16 protein-coding genes are annotated in these 16,128 nt (G+C 67.3%); 9 read left to right on the forward strand and 7 right to left on the reverse strand.

Translation table 11 applies throughout. The annotated features are described in order from the left end of the window. Positions 1-6: 6 nt before the first annotated feature. From ACL9RL_RS10420 to ACL9RL_RS10430, 3 genes are read left to right on the forward strand one after another with little or no spacing between them, the layout of a single operon-like run. Complete coding sequence (locus ACL9RL_RS10420) at positions 7-906, forward strand: TIM barrel protein (protein WP_422780184.1); 900 nt, start codon at positions 7-9, stop codon at positions 904-906. Beyond that, positions 903-2,042 (forward strand): Gfo/Idh/MocA family protein, encoded by a 1,140-nt coding sequence (locus tag ACL9RL_RS10425; protein WP_422780185.1) that lies wholly within the window; start codon positions 903-905, stop codon positions 2,040-2,042. The genes ACL9RL_RS10420 and ACL9RL_RS10425 overlap by 4 nt, the downstream gene beginning before the upstream one ends. Next, a complete protein-coding gene (locus ACL9RL_RS10430) occupies positions 2,039-4,819 on the forward strand; it encodes a hypothetical protein (RefSeq protein WP_422780186.1) in 2,781 nt (926 codons plus the stop codon). The genes ACL9RL_RS10425 and ACL9RL_RS10430 overlap by 4 nt, the downstream gene beginning before the upstream one ends. 476 nt (positions 4,820-5,295) lie before the next feature. Here the strand turns inward: ACL9RL_RS10430 and ACL9RL_RS10435 are convergent, their stop codons facing one another. Together ACL9RL_RS10435 and ACL9RL_RS10440 are read right to left on the reverse strand one after the other, a co-directional pair. Beyond that, complete coding sequence (locus tag ACL9RL_RS10435; RefSeq protein WP_422780187.1) at positions 5,296-5,733, reverse strand: GNAT family N-acetyltransferase; 438 nt, start codon at positions 5,731-5,733, stop codon at positions 5,296-5,298. Positions 5,734-6,156: 423 nt separating this feature from the next. Beyond that, the gene (locus ACL9RL_RS10440; protein ID WP_422780188.1) at positions 6,157-6,399 is read right to left on the reverse strand and encodes a hypothetical protein; all 243 of its coding nucleotides are present in this window, start codon (positions 6,397-6,399) and stop codon (positions 6,157-6,159) included. On the opposite strand from ACL9RL_RS10440, the gene ACL9RL_RS10445 reads away from it, so the two are divergent. From ACL9RL_RS10445 to ACL9RL_RS10460, 4 genes are all read left to right on the forward strand, one after another. Beyond that, positions 6,295-6,576: a GNAT family N-acetyltransferase gene (locus tag ACL9RL_RS10445; RefSeq protein WP_422780400.1), complete on the forward strand. Its 282-nt coding sequence runs from the start codon at positions 6,295-6,297 to the stop codon at positions 6,574-6,576. The two genes, ACL9RL_RS10440 and ACL9RL_RS10445, sit on opposite strands and share 105 nt — an antisense overlap. Positions 6,577-7,199: 623 nt before the next feature. After that, positions 7,200-8,543: an ABC transporter substrate-binding protein gene (locus tag ACL9RL_RS10450; RefSeq protein WP_422780189.1), complete on the forward strand. Its 1,344-nt coding sequence runs from the start codon at positions 7,200-7,202 to the stop codon at positions 8,541-8,543. 145 nt (positions 8,544-8,688) lie between these two features. Continuing rightward, a complete protein-coding gene (locus tag ACL9RL_RS10455) occupies positions 8,689-9,627 on the forward strand; it encodes a carbohydrate ABC transporter permease (protein ID WP_422780190.1) in 939 nt (312 codons plus the stop codon). Beyond that, positions 9,624-10,580 carry a carbohydrate ABC transporter permease gene (locus ACL9RL_RS10460; protein ID WP_422780191.1) on the forward strand — a complete coding sequence of 319 codons (957 nt, stop codon included), beginning with the start codon at positions 9,624-9,626 and terminating at the stop codon, positions 10,578-10,580. Before ACL9RL_RS10455 ends, ACL9RL_RS10460 begins: the two co-directional genes overlap by 4 nt. Positions 10,581-10,706: 126 nt before the next feature. On the opposite strand, the gene ACL9RL_RS10465 is transcribed toward ACL9RL_RS10460, so the two are convergent. Beyond that, positions 10,707-11,360, reverse strand: coding sequence for an HD domain-containing protein (locus ACL9RL_RS10465; RefSeq protein ID WP_422780192.1), 654 nt, complete (start codon positions 11,358-11,360; stop codon positions 10,707-10,709). A 206-nt stretch (positions 11,361-11,566) separates the two neighbouring features. On the opposite strand from ACL9RL_RS10465, the gene ACL9RL_RS10470 reads away from it, so the two are divergent. After that, positions 11,567-12,514 carry a GlxA family transcriptional regulator gene (locus tag ACL9RL_RS10470; protein WP_422780401.1) on the forward strand — a complete coding sequence of 316 codons (948 nt, stop codon included), beginning with the start codon at positions 11,567-11,569 and terminating at the stop codon, positions 12,512-12,514. A 17-nt stretch (positions 12,515-12,531) separates the two neighbouring features. Here the strand turns inward: ACL9RL_RS10470 and ACL9RL_RS10475 are convergent, their stop codons facing one another. Next, a complete protein-coding gene (locus ACL9RL_RS10475) occupies positions 12,532-13,230 on the reverse strand; it encodes a helix-turn-helix transcriptional regulator (RefSeq protein ID WP_422780193.1) in 699 nt (232 codons plus the stop codon). An 85-nt stretch (positions 13,231-13,315) separates the two neighbouring features. Here ACL9RL_RS10475 and ACL9RL_RS10480 point away from each other — a divergent pair, with 85 nt between their 5' ends. Continuing rightward, the gene (locus ACL9RL_RS10480; RefSeq protein WP_422780194.1) at positions 13,316-14,056 is read left to right on the forward strand and encodes an alpha/beta fold hydrolase; all 741 of its coding nucleotides are present in this window, start codon (positions 13,316-13,318) and stop codon (positions 14,054-14,056) included. Between the two features lie 76 nt (positions 14,057-14,132). Here the strand turns inward: ACL9RL_RS10480 and ACL9RL_RS10485 are convergent, their stop codons facing one another. Genes ACL9RL_RS10485 through ACL9RL_RS10495 form a run of 3 tightly spaced genes read right to left on the reverse strand, consistent with a single transcriptional unit; the run spans position 14,133 to position 16,040 of the window. Further along, positions 14,133-14,459 (reverse strand): lysylphosphatidylglycerol synthase domain-containing protein, encoded by a 327-nt coding sequence (locus ACL9RL_RS10485; protein ID WP_422780195.1) that lies wholly within the window; start codon positions 14,457-14,459, stop codon positions 14,133-14,135. Further along, on the reverse strand, positions 14,456-15,229 hold the full coding sequence (locus tag ACL9RL_RS10490; protein WP_422780196.1) for a hypothetical protein: 774 nt from the start codon (positions 15,227-15,229) through the stop codon (positions 14,456-14,458). The genes ACL9RL_RS10485 and ACL9RL_RS10490 overlap by 4 nt, the downstream gene beginning before the upstream one ends. Then, the gene (locus ACL9RL_RS10495; RefSeq protein WP_422780197.1) at positions 15,222-16,040 is read right to left on the reverse strand and encodes a glycosyltransferase; all 819 of its coding nucleotides are present in this window, start codon (positions 16,038-16,040) and stop codon (positions 15,222-15,224) included. The genes ACL9RL_RS10490 and ACL9RL_RS10495 overlap by 8 nt, the downstream gene beginning before the upstream one ends. Between the last annotated feature and the right edge of the window lie 88 nt (positions 16,041-16,128).

Here is a 16,128-nt window from a genome sequence, read left to right on the forward strand (position 1 = left end):
CAGCCGATGAGGATCGCAGGCGCACCCGTCAGTTTCGGTGTCTTCGAGCTCGAGCCGGAGGAGGGTGCCGAACTTCCGGGACCCGACGACGTCGCCGCAGCACTCCACGACACCGGGTACCAAGGCATCGACCTCGGGCCCGTCGGCTTCCTCGGCCGCGGCGCCGAGCTCCAGGAACGTCTCCGCCGGTACGAGCTCAGTCTCGTCGGCGGTTGGGTGGATCTGCCGTTCCACGACGACGCGGCGTTCGAAGCGAGCCTCCCAGCGCTCGCAGAGGCGCTCGACAACTTCATCGAGGGATCGGAGGTCGACCCGGAGCACCTCCCGCTCCCGACGCTCGCGGCGAGTGCGACCCCCGACCGCCAGGCGCAGCCGGGCGGCGGAGAGGGCCTCAGCCTCGACGAGGCCGGCTGGACGACGTTCGCGAACAACGTGCAGCGCGCAGCAGCGCTCGTGCGCGAGCGCGGCCTCGAGCCGACGTTCCACCACCACACGAGCACCTACGTCGAGACCCCGGCCGAGATCGACGAGTTCCTCGCCCGCACCGACGTCGGTCTGACGCTCGACACCGGCCACCTCATCATCGGCGGCGGCGACCCGCTCGAGGGCCTCAAGCGCTGGTCGGACCGCATCAACCACGTCCACCTCAAGGACGCCCGCATCGATCGACTGCGCGAGATCCTCGCGGCAGGCGGCGGCATGCGTGAGGTCTGGTCCGGTGAGGCGTTCGTCGCCCTCGGTGCAGGCGACCTCGACCTCGAAGCGGTCATGGAGCACCTCACGAAGACCTTCGACGGATGGCTCGTCATCGAGCAGGACGTCATCCCCCGGCCAGGCGACACGATCGATCGTGCGATCGCCAACCAGAGAATCAACCGAGAAGCACTCAGAAAGTGGTTGCCATGACCAAGAAGATCCGTATCGGCGTCGTCGGCCTGGGCGCCGTCGCACAGTCCGTGCACCTGCCCCTCATCCAGCGCCGCTGGGACCTCTTCGAGCTCGTCGCCGTCGCCGACCTGTCCCCCACGCTCCTCGCGAGCGTCGGCGACCAGTTCGGCGTCGCAGCCGCGAACCGCCACGACAGCCTCACGACGATGCTCGCCGCAGAGGAACTCGACGGCGTTGTGCTCCTCACCTCCGGCTCGCACGGCGGACCGGCGCTCGAAGCCATCCAGGCCGGCGTCGCCGTGTTCTGCGAGAAGCCGCTCGCGTTCTCTCTCGAAGAGGTCGACGCCCTCGCAGCCGCCGAAGCCGCGGCCGGTCGTCCCCTCCTCCTGCTCGCGTACATGAAGGAGTACGACGCGGCAGTCGTCGGTCTCCGCGACCTCCTCCCGGCAGCGGAGGACATCCGCTACGTCGACGTCGAGGTCCTGCACCCGAGCCCCGGCTCGCAGCTCGCCTACGCGAACCTGCAGCCGCCGGCACGCGACATCGACCCGTCCGTCATCGCCGGTTTCAAGCAGCGCGACGGCGTCGCGATCGACCAGGCCATCGGCGAGGGCACACCGGCCGCGTTCCGCTCGCTGTACACCGACGTCATCGCCGGCAGCCTCATCCACGACATCTCCGTCCTGCGCTCGCTCCTCGGATCGATCACCTCGGTCGACTCGGCGAGCCAGTGGGGCAACGTCGACAGCGCGGGCTCGCTCGAATTCGGCGGCACCATCTCGGCCGGCGCCCGTGTGCACCTGCACTGGCACTACCTCGCCGACTACCCGGCGTACCACGAGACCGTCCGCATCCACCACACCACCGGCACGCTCGAGATCGAGTTCCAGGTCCCGTACCTGCTGAACGCGCCCACCGAGCTGCGCGTCATCGCACGCGCCGGCGTCGGCGGCGAGACCAAGAGCGTCACGCGCGAGGTCTCCGAGGCGTTCGAGACCGAACTCGCAGCGTTCCACACCCTCGTGACGGAGGGCGTCGCTGCGCCCACCGGCATCAGCCACGGTCGCGAGGACCTCATCACGGCACTGCGGATGGCTCGCGCACTCGCGACCGCACAGGGCATCACGATCGGCGGAGAGGCGGCACAGGCGTGACCGACACCACCCAGGCAGCAGCAGGCGACGCAGCGAACGGCACCGACGGACACCCGTCCGGCATCGTCTTCGTCCCCCACACCCACTGGGACCGCGAATGGTACGAACCGTTCCAGGTCTTCCGCTTCCGGCTCGTCGAAGCCCTCGACCAGGTCCTCGAGACCGCTGAGCGCGACCCGCAGTTCCGGTTCACGCTCGACGGCCAGACAGCAGCGGTCGAGGACTACCTCGAGATCCGCCCGGAGAACACCGAGCGCATCAAGGCGATCGTGCGGAGCGGCCAGCTGGCCCTCGGCCCGTGGTTGATCCTCCTCGACGAGTTCCTCTGCACCGGCGAGACGATCATCCGCAACCTCCAGCTCGGCTGGTCCGGTGCTGAGCGCCTCGGCGGAGCGATGCCGGTCGGCTACCTCCCCGACATGTTCGGTCACGTCGCGCAGATGCCGCAGATCCTGAACCGTGCAGGCATCACGACGTCCGCGTTCTGGCGCGGCGTCCCCGGAACCGTCGACGGCCACCAGTTCCGCTGGGTCGCACCCGACGGATCGAGCGTCCGCTCCGAGTTCCTGTTCGACGGCTACGACAACGCCCTCGACTTCCTGCTCGTGCCGGACGAGATCCCCCGCGCGCTCCGCGACTACCACCGCCTGACGAAGGAACGCTGGGGCGACGAGCCCATCCTCGGCATGGTCGGCACCGACCACATGGCGCCGAACCCGGAGCTCATGAACTGGGTCCGCCGCTTCGACGAGGCCGCGTTCCCCATCGCCGTCGAGACGCTCACCGAGTACTTCGAGCGCTACGCGGACGACGCTGAGGGTGCTGCGAAGCTCGTCGACGTCATCGGCGAACTCCGTAGCCACCAGCGCGGCAACATCCTGCCCGGCGTCATCTCGATCCGTCTGGGCCTCAAGGAGAGCATGGCTGTCGCCGAGCGCGTCCTCGACGAGGCTGAGCGCGTCGCCGCCCGCTGGTCGGACGAGGACTTCGAGCCGTTCTTCGACATCGCATCGCGGGGCATCATCGAGTCCACCGCCCACGACTCCGTCGTCGGTTCAGGCACCGACGAGACCGTCGAGCAGGTCGCCGCGCGTCTGGCCGAGTCCGCACAGGCAGCACGCTCCGTGCGTGACGGCGTCCTGCGCGAACTCGCGAAGCCCGTGTCGAGCGATGCGTACGTCGTCGTCAACACGCTGCCGCGCGATCGCACGATCTTCGTCGACGTCGAGGTCGCCTCGCCGGACGAGGAGCTCCCGCTCGTCGCGAAGCTCGCCGACGGCACCGTGCTGCACGTCCAGGAGATCGGTCGCACCAAGACCGTCCTCGGCGACGAGCGTATGGACGCGTCGCAGGTCGACCGCGTCATCCGCCGCATCCACCGTCGTGAACTGTTCGGTCAGGACATCGACACCTGCACGATCGAGCCGAACCGCCTGACGTTCCGCGTCGCCGAGATCCCGAAGACCCCCGTCTTCGACCTCCTCGCAACGCGCGACGCCCTCACAGAGGCCGCTGCGGCGTACCCGGGCGAATGGCACGTCCTGACGCTCGCCGAGCCGCGTCGTCGGGTCCTCGTCGCCGTTCCGGTCCCGGCTTCCGGCAGCACCTCGTTCACGATCGCCCAGGGCGAATCCGAGGCGAACGTCTCCCCCATCACCGCTTCCGGCGATGCTGCTGGGGCGACGATCGGCAACGGTCTCGTCTCCGCGACGATCAACGCCGACGGCACCGCGACGATCACGGGCGCCGACGGCACCGTGCTCGAGGGCGTCGGCCGCCTCGTCGACGAGGGCGACCGTGGCGACAGCTACAACTTCGGTCCCATCTCCTCTGGTGAGGTCATCGACGCCCCGACGAACGTTGTCATCGAGACCGTCGAGGTCGGCGATGTCCGTGCCGTCGTGCGTGCGCTGCGCACCTACGCGCTGCCCGTCTCGCTGTCCGAGGATGTCGATGTCCGCTCCACGCAGACCGTCGACACGACGATCGAGACCCGCTACGAGGTCCGCGCGGGCGAAGGCTTCGTGCGGGTGAGCGTCGAGTACGTGAACCAGATCGCGGACCACCGTCTGCGTCTGCACGTTCCGCTGCCAGAGGCGGTCACCGGTTCGGCCTCCGAGGGTCAGTTCTCGGTCACCGAGCGCGGGCTCACGAGCGAGGGCGGCTGGGGCGAGTTCCCGATCCCGACTTTCCCCGCGACGTCGTTCGTCAACGCCGGGCCCGCGACGGTCCTGCTGAAGCACGCGACCGAGTACGAGGTCGTCGGCGACGGCACCGAGCTGGCGATCACGCTCGTGCGCGCCGTCGGTTCCATCAGCGTCAACGTGCACCCGCTGCGCGACGAGCCGGCCGGTTCCGAGATCCCGATCCCCGGTGGTCAGGAGCTCGGCACGACGGTGCTGGCCGAGTTCGGTGTCGTTCCGGTCCGTGGTGGCTGGCAGCCTGCCGGCGCGGTCGCCCTCGCCGAGGAGTTCCGTGCAGACGGCCTCGTCGTGCGTGGAACGCAGCGCTCCGGTGGGACGGTCCCCGCTCCTGAGGCCGGTCTCCGCGTCGACGGTGCGGACGTCCAGGTGACGACCATCCGCCGCGTCGGCGACGCGACGGAGGTGCGACTCGTCGCCCTCAGCGCATCGCCTGTCACGGCGACGGTGTCGGGTGCGTTCGCGTCGGTCGACACGGTCGACCTGTTGGGTCGTCAGCTGTCGTCCGAGGACGCGGCAGGTTCCGTCGAGGTCGCCCTCGGCCCGTGGGAGATCCGCACGCTGCACCTGCGTTGAGCAGCCGCTGAGCGCTCAGTCCGTCGTCCTCCGACGTGCTGAGCACTCAGTCCGCTCGCTGAGCGCTCAGCCCGCTTGCTGGGCACCCAGCCCGCTTGCTGGGCGCTCAGCCCGCTTGCTGGGCACCCAGCGTCAGAAGCCCGGCCGCACGTCACGTGCGGCTTTGCTTCTGCGTTCCCGTGCTCCCTCCCATCGCGCATAACTCCTTCAATTCGTCGCCGCCGCGATCTCGATCCCTGAGTTTCCGCGGATCTGATTTCTACGAGGCCCAAATCGAAGGAGTTATGCTCGATGCCCTTCGACGGGCTCAGGGACCGGCGGTGCAGTTGACCGCGCAAGCGCCGGTCCCTGAGCTTGTCGAAGGGCCCGGTCACCACGCTCGTCGAAGGGCCACCGCGCTGCCCAGTCCCCGAGCTCATCGCAGGGCCCACACACTGCCCGGTCCCTGAGCTTGTCGAAGGGCCCGAGAGCGACGCTCACCTCAACCGCATCAAGCCAGCGTCCGTATCCGTGAACCCACAACCGCGGTAGAAACCGGCCAGATGCGGCTCGAAGTCGACGTGCAACCACGAACAACCGGCCGCCACGACCGCTTCGCGCAACCGACCGACCAGCACCCGACCGATGCCGCGACCCTGGAGGGCCGGATCGACGACAGTGTCGAGCAGGAACGCGTGCTCACCGCCGTCCCACACCGCGTGCACAAATCCGACGAGCCGCTCGTCCACAAACGCACCGACCCACGCGACACTGTGCCGTTCCAATCGCGCGGACCACGGCACGATCGAAGCGTCCGCCGCATCATCCGCTGCCGCCCCCGCCGCCTCGAACGCTCGCCGGTGCAGGGCCGTCAGCACCGCATCGTCCACCGCGAAGCCGACCTGCAGCTCGATTCCAGCATCCCCATCGTCCATGACCCGCCAATCATGCCAGGTTCGAGCACAACTCCTTCGAGCACAACTCCTTCGATTTTGAGGGTCCGCGACAGAGAAGCCCGGAAATCCGCGGCACAGAATCGGGCACCGTCGAATGTGAAGGAGTTGTGCTCGATCGCAGGAGCGGAGGGACGAGGAGCGGTAGGACGAGGAGCGGTAGGACGAGAAGCGGAAGGAACGAGGGCCGGGGGAACGAGAACCGGGGGAACGACGGACGAAGGCCGAGGCCGGGGGAACTGGGAACGGAGGGACGACGTAGGGTGGAGCGGTGTTCGAACCCCGTGAAATCGCGCCAGGCGTGACCCTGCGCACCGTCCGCCCGGCCGACGCCACAGGCATCGCCGATGCGTTGACCTCGAACCGCGCGTACCTCGCCCCCTGGGAACCCGTCCGACCCGAGACCTACTTCACCGCGGAGTGGTGGATCGGCGAACTCGCTCGAGCACAGCGCTCGATGGCGGCGGGCGCTGAACTCCCCTCGTCCTGGAACGCAGCACCGACCGTGGAACCACGATCGTCGGACGCTTCACGCTCGGCAGCATCGCACGCGGACCGTTCCAGAGCTCCGGCCTCGGCTACTGGGTCGTCGAGTCCGAGACCGGCCGCGGGCTCGCCACCACGACCGTCCAGGCGATCGTCGAACATGCTCGCGACGTGCTCGGCCTGCACCGCATCGAGGCCGGGACCCTCCCGCACAACACCGGATCGCAACGTGTGCTGCAGAAGGCGGGGTTCGAACGCATCGGCTACGCCCCGAACTACCTCTCGATCGACGGCAGCTGGCAGGACCATGTGCTCTTCCAACGCATCCTGCACGAGTGAAGAGGTTCCTGCATGATCGGCGCCACCGGCGGCGCCCCTCGTGATGCCCCTCGTGATGCCCGAGTGATGACCCCCATCCGACGCGGTGAGGTCGAGGCATGGACATCCCACCGACCCCAGACCGTCGAACTCGCCTCACAATGTTTGCTCCTGTTGTGATGAGAATTTGGAGATGTTGGCTTTTTGTGATGTTTACCCATTCACTCACAGACATCCGATGTATGCGCTCTCCAATTCGACCGACGCCCGCGGACACTCGACCTGGAATCCCGGGATCAAGCGCAGATCACACACCAAAGAATCGGTCGATCATCCCGATTCGAATCAGAGGGAACATCAAACAACTGATGATTGAACACCCGGTTCGCAGGCGATTCGCAGCCATGTAAGTACATGAGGACAAATAGCGATGTACTGTGGAAGAGATCTACCCGATACCTGCCCGAAACTCGCTTGACATCAAGGGATTACGGGCCTATAAATACGAATGTCATATTGTCCTTACTTAAGTCCCAACGGTGGGTAACGAGGCCTCATCCGCGGGATCTGAGTAGCACTGTTCTTGCAGTTCTCTCCTGACTCGTTCGCATTCGCGGGCGAGTTGCCCCCCCGAAAGGATCACCTTGAGCACCACAACCCCACGCAAGCTCATGCGGGGCCTGGCGATTGCAGCGACGATCGCTGCAGTTGCCACGACCGCAGCATGTTCGTCGACGTCGTCGGACTCCGGAAGCGCAGCCGCTTCCTGCGAGCCGGCCGGCAAGCCCGTCACCCTCCAGTACTGGAACTGGGTCTCCGGCATGGACAAGGTCGTCGACCTCTGGAACAAGAAGAACCCGGACATCCAGGTCGAGGTCAAGAACATCTCGAACGATGCCTACGGCACCATCTCCAACGCGCTCAAGGCCGGCCAGGCCCCCGAGCTCGCACAGGTCGGCTACGACCAGCTCGCGAACCTCCGCCTCCAGGACGGCTTCGTCGACGCGTCCAAGTGCGAAGCAGCCGTCAAGGCCAAGTCCGACTTCGTGCCGTGGACCTGGTCGCAGGCGACCTTCGGCGGCGAAGGCGTCTACGCCATCCCGCAGGACACCGGCCCCATGGCCATGTACTACCGCGCTGACCTGTTCGAGAAGTACGGCATCCCCGTCCCCACTACGTGGGAGCAGTACGAGGCAGCGGGAAAGACCCTCAAGGCAGCGGACCCGAACCTCTCCATCGCATCGTTCGACCTGAACAACGCTGAGGCGTTCAACGGTCTGCTGTGGCAGAACGGCGCCAACATGTACAGCTACTCGAACGACAAGTGGAACGTGTCGGTCGACAGCGACAAGAGCCGTCAGGTCGCCGACTACTGGCAGAAGCTCATCTCCGACGGCACGGTCCGCACGGACCTCGCGAGCGGCTCGACCCCGCAGTTCGCAGCGTTCGAGAAGGACGAGCTCGCCACGAACATCTCCGCGGCGTGGGGCTACAGCATGCTCCGCGACAACCTGCCCGACCAGTCCGGCAAGTGGCGCGTCGCTCCGCTGCCGACGTTCTCCGCCGACAGCAAGGCCTCCGGCAACTGGGGCGGCTCGACCGTCGCATTCATGAAGGGCAACAAGCACCTCTACGAGTCGGTCAAGTTCAACCTCTGGCTGAACACCGACCCCGAGGCACTCGCGCTCGAGAACTCGCTCGGTGGCCTGTACCCGGCCGCCAACGCCGGTCTCGAACTGCCCGCCCTCACGGCCGGCGTCGACTACTACGGTGGACAGAAGATCTTCGACGTGTTCAAGGACGCATCGAACAACGTGAACCCGGACTTCACCTGGGGCCCGACGCAGAAGACGGTCAACGTCGCTCTGCAGGACGCGATGGCCAAGTCGGTCAACGGCGGCGGCACCCTGGGCGACGCGCTCAAGGCCGCTCAGGCCAAGGCGATCTCGTCCATGAAGGACCAGGACATCCCGGTCGCAACCAAGTAGTCGTCAGCATCTGACGACACGGCGACACCAGCAGTACACAGCAACACCAGCAACACCGCACCATCAGCACCACAGAACCGATCCGGTGCGGGACGACACGTCCCGCACCGGATCACCCACTCCCCCAGGTTGGAAAGAACGTCCCATGACCACCACCGCGACGGCGCCGGCCGTCCTGCAGGACTCCAGACGCACCAGGCACACGCCGGGACCGAAGGGGAAGACGATCCTCCTCTTCCTCCTGCCCTTCTTCGTGCCGTTCGTCCTCTTCTACGTCATCCCGATCTGCTACGCACTCGTGCAGAGCTTCCTGATGGTGAAGCGCTCCTCCGGACAGTTCGGTACGAGCAGCACCGTCTTCGGCGGCTTCAGCCAGTACGCAGCGGTCCTGCAGAACACCGAGTTCTGGGGCAGCATCGGCCGCATCGGCTTGTTCGGCATCGTCCAGGTGCCCGTGATGCTCCTCATCGCACTGGTGATCGCGCTCCTGCTCGACTCCCCCTTCATCAAGGGCAAGGGCTTCTTCCGCATCGCGGCGTTTATGCCGTACGCGATCCCGGGCGTCATCGCCGCCATCATGTGGTCGTTCCTGTACCACCCGCAGCTGTCCCCGATCGTCGACGCCCTCGCGTCCGTCGGGATCAAGGCCGACTTCCTCGGCGCCGGCGCCATCCTCTGGTCGATCGCGAACGTGTCGACGTGGCTCTGGACCGGCTACAACATGCTCGTCATCTACTCGGCCCTGCAGGCGATCCCGCAGGAGCTGTACGAGGCGGCCAAGCTCGACGGCGCGACGAACTTCACGATCGCCCTCCGGATCAAGATCCCCATCATCGCCCCCGCGATCGTGATGACGACCGTCTTCTCGATCATCGGCACGCTGCAGCTCTACACGGAGCCGACGGTGCTGGCGCAGATCTCCTCGAACATCTCGAGCACCTTCACGCCGAACATGCTCGCGTACTCGCTGGCCAGCGGCAACAACTACCCGCAGGCGGCAGCCGTTTCGGTCCTCATCGCGATCGTGACGTTCGTCCTGAGCTTCGGGTTCATGAAATTGACTTCGCGTAAGGCAGCACTGTGACCACGACAACGCCGAATCCCCAGCAGTCCACGCCATCGTCGACCGCGCCGAAGGCCAAGCCGCAGCGCTGGCAGACGATCCCCCGTCAGCAGAAGGTGACGCCCGGCCGGGTGCCGAAGGAGAGCACGGTCTCCCGCGTCGCGTCGATGGGTCTGATGATCATCCTCGCCGTGTACTTCCTACTCCCGATGTACTGGCTCGTCGTCGCGGCCACGAAGCCGCAGGGCGACCTCGCGTCGACCTCCGGCCTCTGGTTCTCGAACTTCAACCTGTTCCAGAACCTCGGCACGCTCTTCGCACGCCAGGACGGCATCTTCCTGCAGTGGGCGCTCAACAGCCTCCTGTACGCCGGCGGCGGTGCCCTCGTCGGAACCCTCATCTCCGCGATGACCGGCTACGCGCTCGCGAAGTTCTCCTTCCGCGGCCGTGAGGGCCTGTTCGGCATCATCCTCGGCGGCGTCCTCGTCCCGACGACGGCACTCGCACTGCCGCTGTTCCTCCTGTTCTCGCAGGTCGGTCTGGTCAACACGTACTGGGCGGTCTTCCTGCCGAGCATCGTGAGCCCGTTCGGCGTCTACCTGGCCCGCATCTTCACGGCAGGCGCAGTGCCGGACGAGATCCTCGAATCCGCACGCATCGACGGTGCAGGCGAGTTCCGGATCTTCTTCCAGGTCGCGTTCCGCCTGATGGTCCCCTCGCTCGTGACGGTGTTCCTGTTCCAGTTCGTCGGCATCTGGAACAACTTCTTCCTCCCGATCGTGATGCTGCAGAACGACCGCCTGTACCCGATCACCCTCGGCCTGTTCAACTGGAACGCGTCCACTGCGCGCGTTCCGGCGCTGCAGGAGTCGGTCATCACGGGTTCGCTCGTGTCGATCATCCCGCTCATCATCATCTTCATCTCGCTGCAGCGCTTCTGGAAGACGGGCCTCGCGTCCGGCGCCGTGAAGTAACGGCGAAACCGGCAGCACCAGCAGGACCGCGAAGGGCGGGGCATCAGACGATGCCCCGCCCTTCGGCGTTCGTGACGGATCAGCTCACGCTGCCCAGCTCACATCGCCGGCCTCACTCCGCCGGCCTCACTCCGCCCAGGAGCTCCCCTGGATGATCTGCACGAAGTCGTCGCGCACGAACGAGGGATCGACGTGCGCCAGGACGTCGGCGTTCACGTTGCCGAACGTCGTGTGCGGACGATGGATGTTCCCGTCGGCGAACGCCTGCAGGATACGGCGCTTGAAGTCCGGGCGCGGGTGCGCCGCGGTGACCTCCGCGACGAGCGCAGCGTCCAGATCCCGGTGGCCGATGCCGAGCACATCGGTTTCGACACCGGCCGTGACGAGTGCGATCTCCGGCGCGAGGTGCTCGGGGACGCCCGGGGTCGTGTGCAGGGCGATCGCGAGCCACACCGTCTCGGCGTCGGCATCGCTCAGCCCGTGTTCGGTCAGGAACCGCTTGGCCGCGTGGGCGCCATCGATCTCGAAACGGAGTGCGCCTTCGGCGTCGGATCCCGACCCGAACGCGTCGGTCAGCCCGAGGTCGTGGAACATCGCCCCGACATAGAGCAGTTCTGGGTCGGGATGCAGCCCCAGCCGACGCCCCTGGAGCGATCCGAAGAGGAACACCCGCCGCGAATGGTTGAAGAGCAGCTCGTCCGTCGCACTGCGGACGAGATCCGTCGCCTCGCGGACCAGCTGGGTGTCCGGGATTGTGATTCCGGCGATCGTCTCCGACATGGTGCACTCCTTGTTCGTGTGTCTCGTTCATGTGCTGTCGGCATCCCTGTGCTGACGGCCTCATTCGAGCATCGCCGCATCAGCGACCTGTCCTCCATGTCCGATCAGACACAAGAGGCGTATGATCGGACATCGCACGTCACCGTGCGCCAACCAAGGGATCGGAGCACGTCCTGACGCAACACGGCAGAAGGCACAGCGTCGGGATAGTCGCGTTCGACGGCGCACAACTGCTCGACGTCACGGGGCCGGCCGAGGTGTTCCATCAGGCGAACCGACTCGGCGCCGGGTACCGGATCTCGATCCTCGGCTGGGAGTCGCTCGATGTCGCGACCTCCTCGTCCGTCCGGCTCCGGGCAGACGCATTGGTCGCGGACTCCGCCACGGCGGCGTTCGACACGCTCGTGGTGAGCGGCGCTGACGACCTCGCGATGCTGCCGGCCGGCCCGACGGTCCGCACGCGCATCGACCGCCTGACGGCCTCGTCATCGCGCATCGCGTCGATCTGCACGGGAGCGTTCGTCCTCGCTTCGGCCGGCCTCCTCGACGGCCACCGTGCGACGACGCACTGGCGCCACGCCGACGCGCTCCGACGTCGCTTCCCGCTCGTCGACGTGTCCCCCGATTCGGTCTTCGTCCGGAGCGGGCGATTCGCGACGAGCGCAGGGGTCACCGCCGGCATCGATCTCGCACTCGCGCTCGTGGAGGAGGATCACGGCCCGGACCTCGCCCGCGAGGTGGCGAGGGAGCTCGTCGTCTTCCTGCGTCGCCCAGGCGGCCAATCGCAGTTCTCCGTGCGGGCGCGGATCCCCGAGACGACCGACATGCGCCTGCGCCGCCTGGTCGACGAGATCACCGATGAGCCGTCCGGGCGACAGACCGGCGGGCACACGGTCGAATCGCTCGCTGCGCGCGCATCGCTCACCACCAGACACCTCCGCAGGCTGTTCCAGTCGGAGCTCGGCCTGTCCCCAGCCGCGTTCGTGGAGCAGACGAGGACCGAGGCCGGTCGGATGCTCCTCGAACAGGGCGCCAACGTCACCGAGGCCGCGCGTGAGGCCGGTTTCGGCAGCGACGAGGCGTTCCGACGCGCGTTCCATCAGGCCCACGGGATCACCCCGTCCACGTATCAGGCGCGATTCCGTCGCACCTAGCTGTGCGGACGTGTGGCTCACGCGTCCCGACCGTGCACCGGTCTCGCGTTCGCCGGAGGTGCTCCGACTTCGGCGACGGTGTGACCGCTGCATGCCGCACCTGTCACATTGGCCCGCTCGATGCGCGACACGGTGAACCAGCGCATCGCGTCGCGCAGCCGGCACCATCCGACGAGATACCACCGGCCGTTCGTCGAGGCGAACAGCACCGGTTCGACATCGCGGGTGGTCGTGCTGCCGTCGCTCGCCGTGTAGCGGAGGCGGACCACTCGTTGCTCGGCCATCGCCTCCTCCAGCGCCGACCTGACAGCGCGGGACGAGGTTGGCGGCACATCGACCCACACACGATGCGCCAGCTCGTCGGCCCGTCCTCTGGTTCCGGGATCGAGGACGTCCAGGATCTTCCCCACGCCGGCAGCGGCGAGATCGGAGTACGGGGCGTCCGGGGCCGCCGACACGGCGGCCATCAGCGCAACGGCCTGCGCCGGCGAGAGGCTGATGGGCGGCAGAGAGGCGGCGACGGCCAATCCGTAACCGCCGCCCGGGCCCGGGCGCGACCAGACGGGCGCACCGCTTCGCGCGAGCGCTTCGAGGTCTCGTTTCACGGTTCGCACCGACACGTCGAACTCGCTCGCCAACCGGTCGGCCGTGCACCCTCGCGATCCGTTGCGACGCAGCATCTCGGTCAGGGCGTGGAGCCGTTCAGCTCGCTTCATCGCTGCGCCTCCCCGGGCCATTGTGGCAAATTCATGTCATAAATAGTGACACACACCTGCCCGTGGGACCCACAAAGGTGGAGACATGACAACACAGACGAGCAGCCCGACCATCATCCTCATCCCCGGCCACTGGCTGGGCGCCTGGGCGTGGGAGGACGTCCTTGGGCATCTGCGGACCGAGCACGCCGGCGCAGTCGCGATCACACTGCCCGGCCTCGACGGCGACGATCCCGATCGTGCAACGAGGACCCTCGACGACCAGGCCGACGCCATCCTCGACGCGATCACCCGGCTGGAGGCCTCCGGCGATCAGCCCACGACGATCGTCGCGCACAGCGGGGCGAACGCGCCCGTGAGCCTCGTCCTCGACCGCCATCCGGAGCTCGTGCATCGCGTGGTGTGGGTCGACTCCGGGCCGGTCGCCGACGGAAGTGTCTTCGCGCCGGACATCCCGGAGGCGGTAACGGAGCTCCCGCTGCCGCCGTTCGACGTCCTCGCGCAGCAGGCGAGTCTCGAAGGGCTGAGCACAGCTGTGCTCGAACGATTCCGCGCACGAGCCGTCCCCGAGCCCGCTCCGGTGCTCCGGCAGCCGGTCGAACTCACGAACGACGCCCGTCGCACGGTCCGCACCACACTGGTGTGCTGCTCGATCCCGAGCGCGCAGGTGCTCGAGCTCGCGAAAGCTGGCCACAGCATGTTCGCGGAGGTCGCGAACCTCGAACGCCTCGACGTCATCGACCTCCCGACGGGCCATTGGCCCATGTGGAGCCGACCTCGTGACCTCGCCGAGGTCATCCGGTCCGAGGTCGCCCGAACGGACTGAACGGCGGGCACGAGCCGACGGCGCCGGCCGATTCCGGCCGACCGATCCTCATCGGGCAGGCCTCATCGGGCAGGCCTCATGAGCGAACCCGCTCGGACCGGATCGGCGGCGCGCCAGAGCGCAGCACGCTCTGCTGGTAGAAGCCCCACCCGAATCCGATGGTCCCGAGTAGGAGCACCACCCTGGCCAGGACGACGGCGGCGATCGTTGTGCCCTCCGGGAGCCCGCCGGACATGAGGACCGCGATCATGGCGACCTCGTAGGCGCCGAGCCCGTTCGGCGTGACGACGACGATGCTCGCGAGCGTCGCCAGGCCGTAGGCCACGAACACCAGACGAGGATCGGGCACCACACCGAACGCCCAGAGCGCGATGAAGAAGAGCGACGCGTCCGCGAGATTCACCACACCGACCAGAGGAACGGTCGGACGAGCGTCTGCGGGCGTTCAACGAGCGCTCCGACTTCGAGGTACAGCCCGTCGAAGAACCTGACGATCGGAGCACTCGCCAACCGTCTCGGCGACCGCACGATGCGAAGCGCGCGATTCGCGAGCATCGTCACCACGCCTGCGATCCGGTGCAGGAGGCGTCTGCGCCGGAACACGACGAGACCGACGCCCGTGCAGACGACGGCGAGGACACCCACGAGTGCCGCGGCGCCGAGCACTTGCGGGTTGCCCTGCCCCTCCAGCACGAGCGAGACCGTCACACCGGCCAGCAGCAGGCTGAAGGAGACGAAGGTCACCGCGAATCGAGCGAGCTGTGCGACGGACGCCCGAGCTGGGGCGACGCCGAAACTGCCGAGTTTCCAGGCGGTGTAGGCGATGCCGGCCGCGCCGGCCGATGGCAGCATGTGGTTCGAGAAGTTGAACTCCAGCGACATGCGCATCGCCGTGAGCGGGCGCACCCCACGAAGTTCGCCGCGCGCGCGGAGGAAGGAGAACATCGTCTCCTCCGTCACCCAGTAGCTCAGCAGCTGGGCGGGGACGAGGAGCAGCAGGATCCACACGTCCACACGAGCGAGGCTGTGGAACGCGTCCACGATGTGGTCCCACGATGCACCGATGAGCGCCGCCACAAGACCGAAGGTGACCACGCTGATCCACACCCTGATGCTCCGGTACCACGGCACCGGGCCGGCCGACCGGCCGCCGGCGGGGGCGCCCTCAGACATCGTCGACCCAGCGCGCACGATTGCCGTAGCCGTGACGCGTGAGCGTCTGAGAATCGGTGCGGTAGTACCGCGACAGCTTCTCACGGTCGATCGACCGGAACAGTCGCGCCTTCACCCGGAGCTGCGGGACGTACGCGATGTGGTGACCGGTCCGCAGCAGCGCGATCGTGAGATCGACGTCCTCGCTCACGTCCTGGTCCCCCATCGCGATCAGTCTGCGCGCCGAGTGCCAGGCCGACCGGCGCATGGCGCCGTTGAATCCGTACACCATCGGATAGACCCCGATGCTGCGCTCGTGCCACCAGCGGAATCCGCGATACCACCAGCACCCCCAGAGCAGCCGCCCGGGCGAGAGCTCGGCGATGCTCGCCCCACCGCCGACCGCATCGATCGAGGACCTCCGCTGGAAGACGGCGCGGATCCGCTTCGTCCAGCAGCGTGCAACGACCGTGTCGGCGTCGATGCGGGCGATGATGTCACCACGGGCCTCGTCGAACCCGGTCGTCCTGGCATACGTCACCCCGCTCCGGGGTTCCAGGACCACACGCACCCCTGGGAACCGCGCGGCGATGCTCGCGGTGGCGTCCGAGCTGCAGTTGTCCACCACGATGATCTCGTCCGCGGGATCCTCGGTCCTCGCGAGTGCGGCAAGGCACCTGGCGATGATCCGTGCCTCGTTGAACGCCGGGATCACCACTGTCACCGTCGGGCGGCCGTCGACACGGTCCGGGAGGTCCGGGAGTTCAGAGAGGTCCGGGAAGTCGGGAACGCCGGCATGTTCTGCATCGTCGGGCAGGTTGCTCTGGTTCATTGCGCTGATCCTTTGTTCGGTGGGCGTCGGTTGCACAGAGGCAGGAGGCGTGAGGCAGGAGGCGTGAGACGACGAGCATCGACAGCGA

It is taken from the genome of Plantibacter sp. Mn2098 (assembly GCF_049319745.1).
Lineage (GTDB): Bacteria > Actinomycetota > Actinomycetes > Actinomycetales > Microbacteriaceae > Plantibacter.

Coding starts and splice junctions, on each gene's coding strand:
- ACL9RL_RS10420 (WP_422780184.1), top strand. CDS start 7: ATGAGGATCGCAGGCGCACCCGTCAGTTTCGGTGTCTTCGAGCTCGAG.
- ACL9RL_RS10425 (WP_422780185.1), top strand. CDS start 903: ATGACCAAGAAGATCCGTATCGGCGTCGTCGGCCTGGGCGCCGTCGCA.
- ACL9RL_RS10435 (WP_422780187.1), bottom strand. CDS start 5,733: ATGGACGATGGGGATGCTGGAATCGAGCTGCAGGTCGGCTTCGCGGTG.
- ACL9RL_RS10440 (WP_422780188.1), bottom strand. CDS start 6,399: ATGTTCGACGATCGCCTGGACGGTCGTGGTGGCGAGCCCGCGGCCGGT.
- ACL9RL_RS10455 (WP_422780190.1), top strand. CDS start 8,689: ATGACCACCACCGCGACGGCGCCGGCCGTCCTGCAGGACTCCAGACGC.
- ACL9RL_RS10465 (WP_422780192.1), bottom strand. CDS start 11,360: ATGTCGGAGACGATCGCCGGAATCACAATCCCGGACACCCAGCTGGTC.
- ACL9RL_RS10475 (WP_422780193.1), bottom strand. CDS start 13,230: ATGAAGCGAGCTGAACGGCTCCACGCCCTGACCGAGATGCTGCGTCGC.
- ACL9RL_RS10480 (WP_422780194.1), top strand. CDS start 13,316: ATGACAACACAGACGAGCAGCCCGACCATCATCCTCATCCCCGGCCAC.
- ACL9RL_RS10490 (WP_422780196.1), bottom strand. CDS start 15,229: ATGTCTGAGGGCGCCCCCGCCGGCGGCCGGTCGGCCGGCCCGGTGCCG.
- ACL9RL_RS10495 (WP_422780197.1), bottom strand. CDS start 16,040: ATGAACCAGAGCAACCTGCCCGACGATGCAGAACATGCCGGCGTTCCC.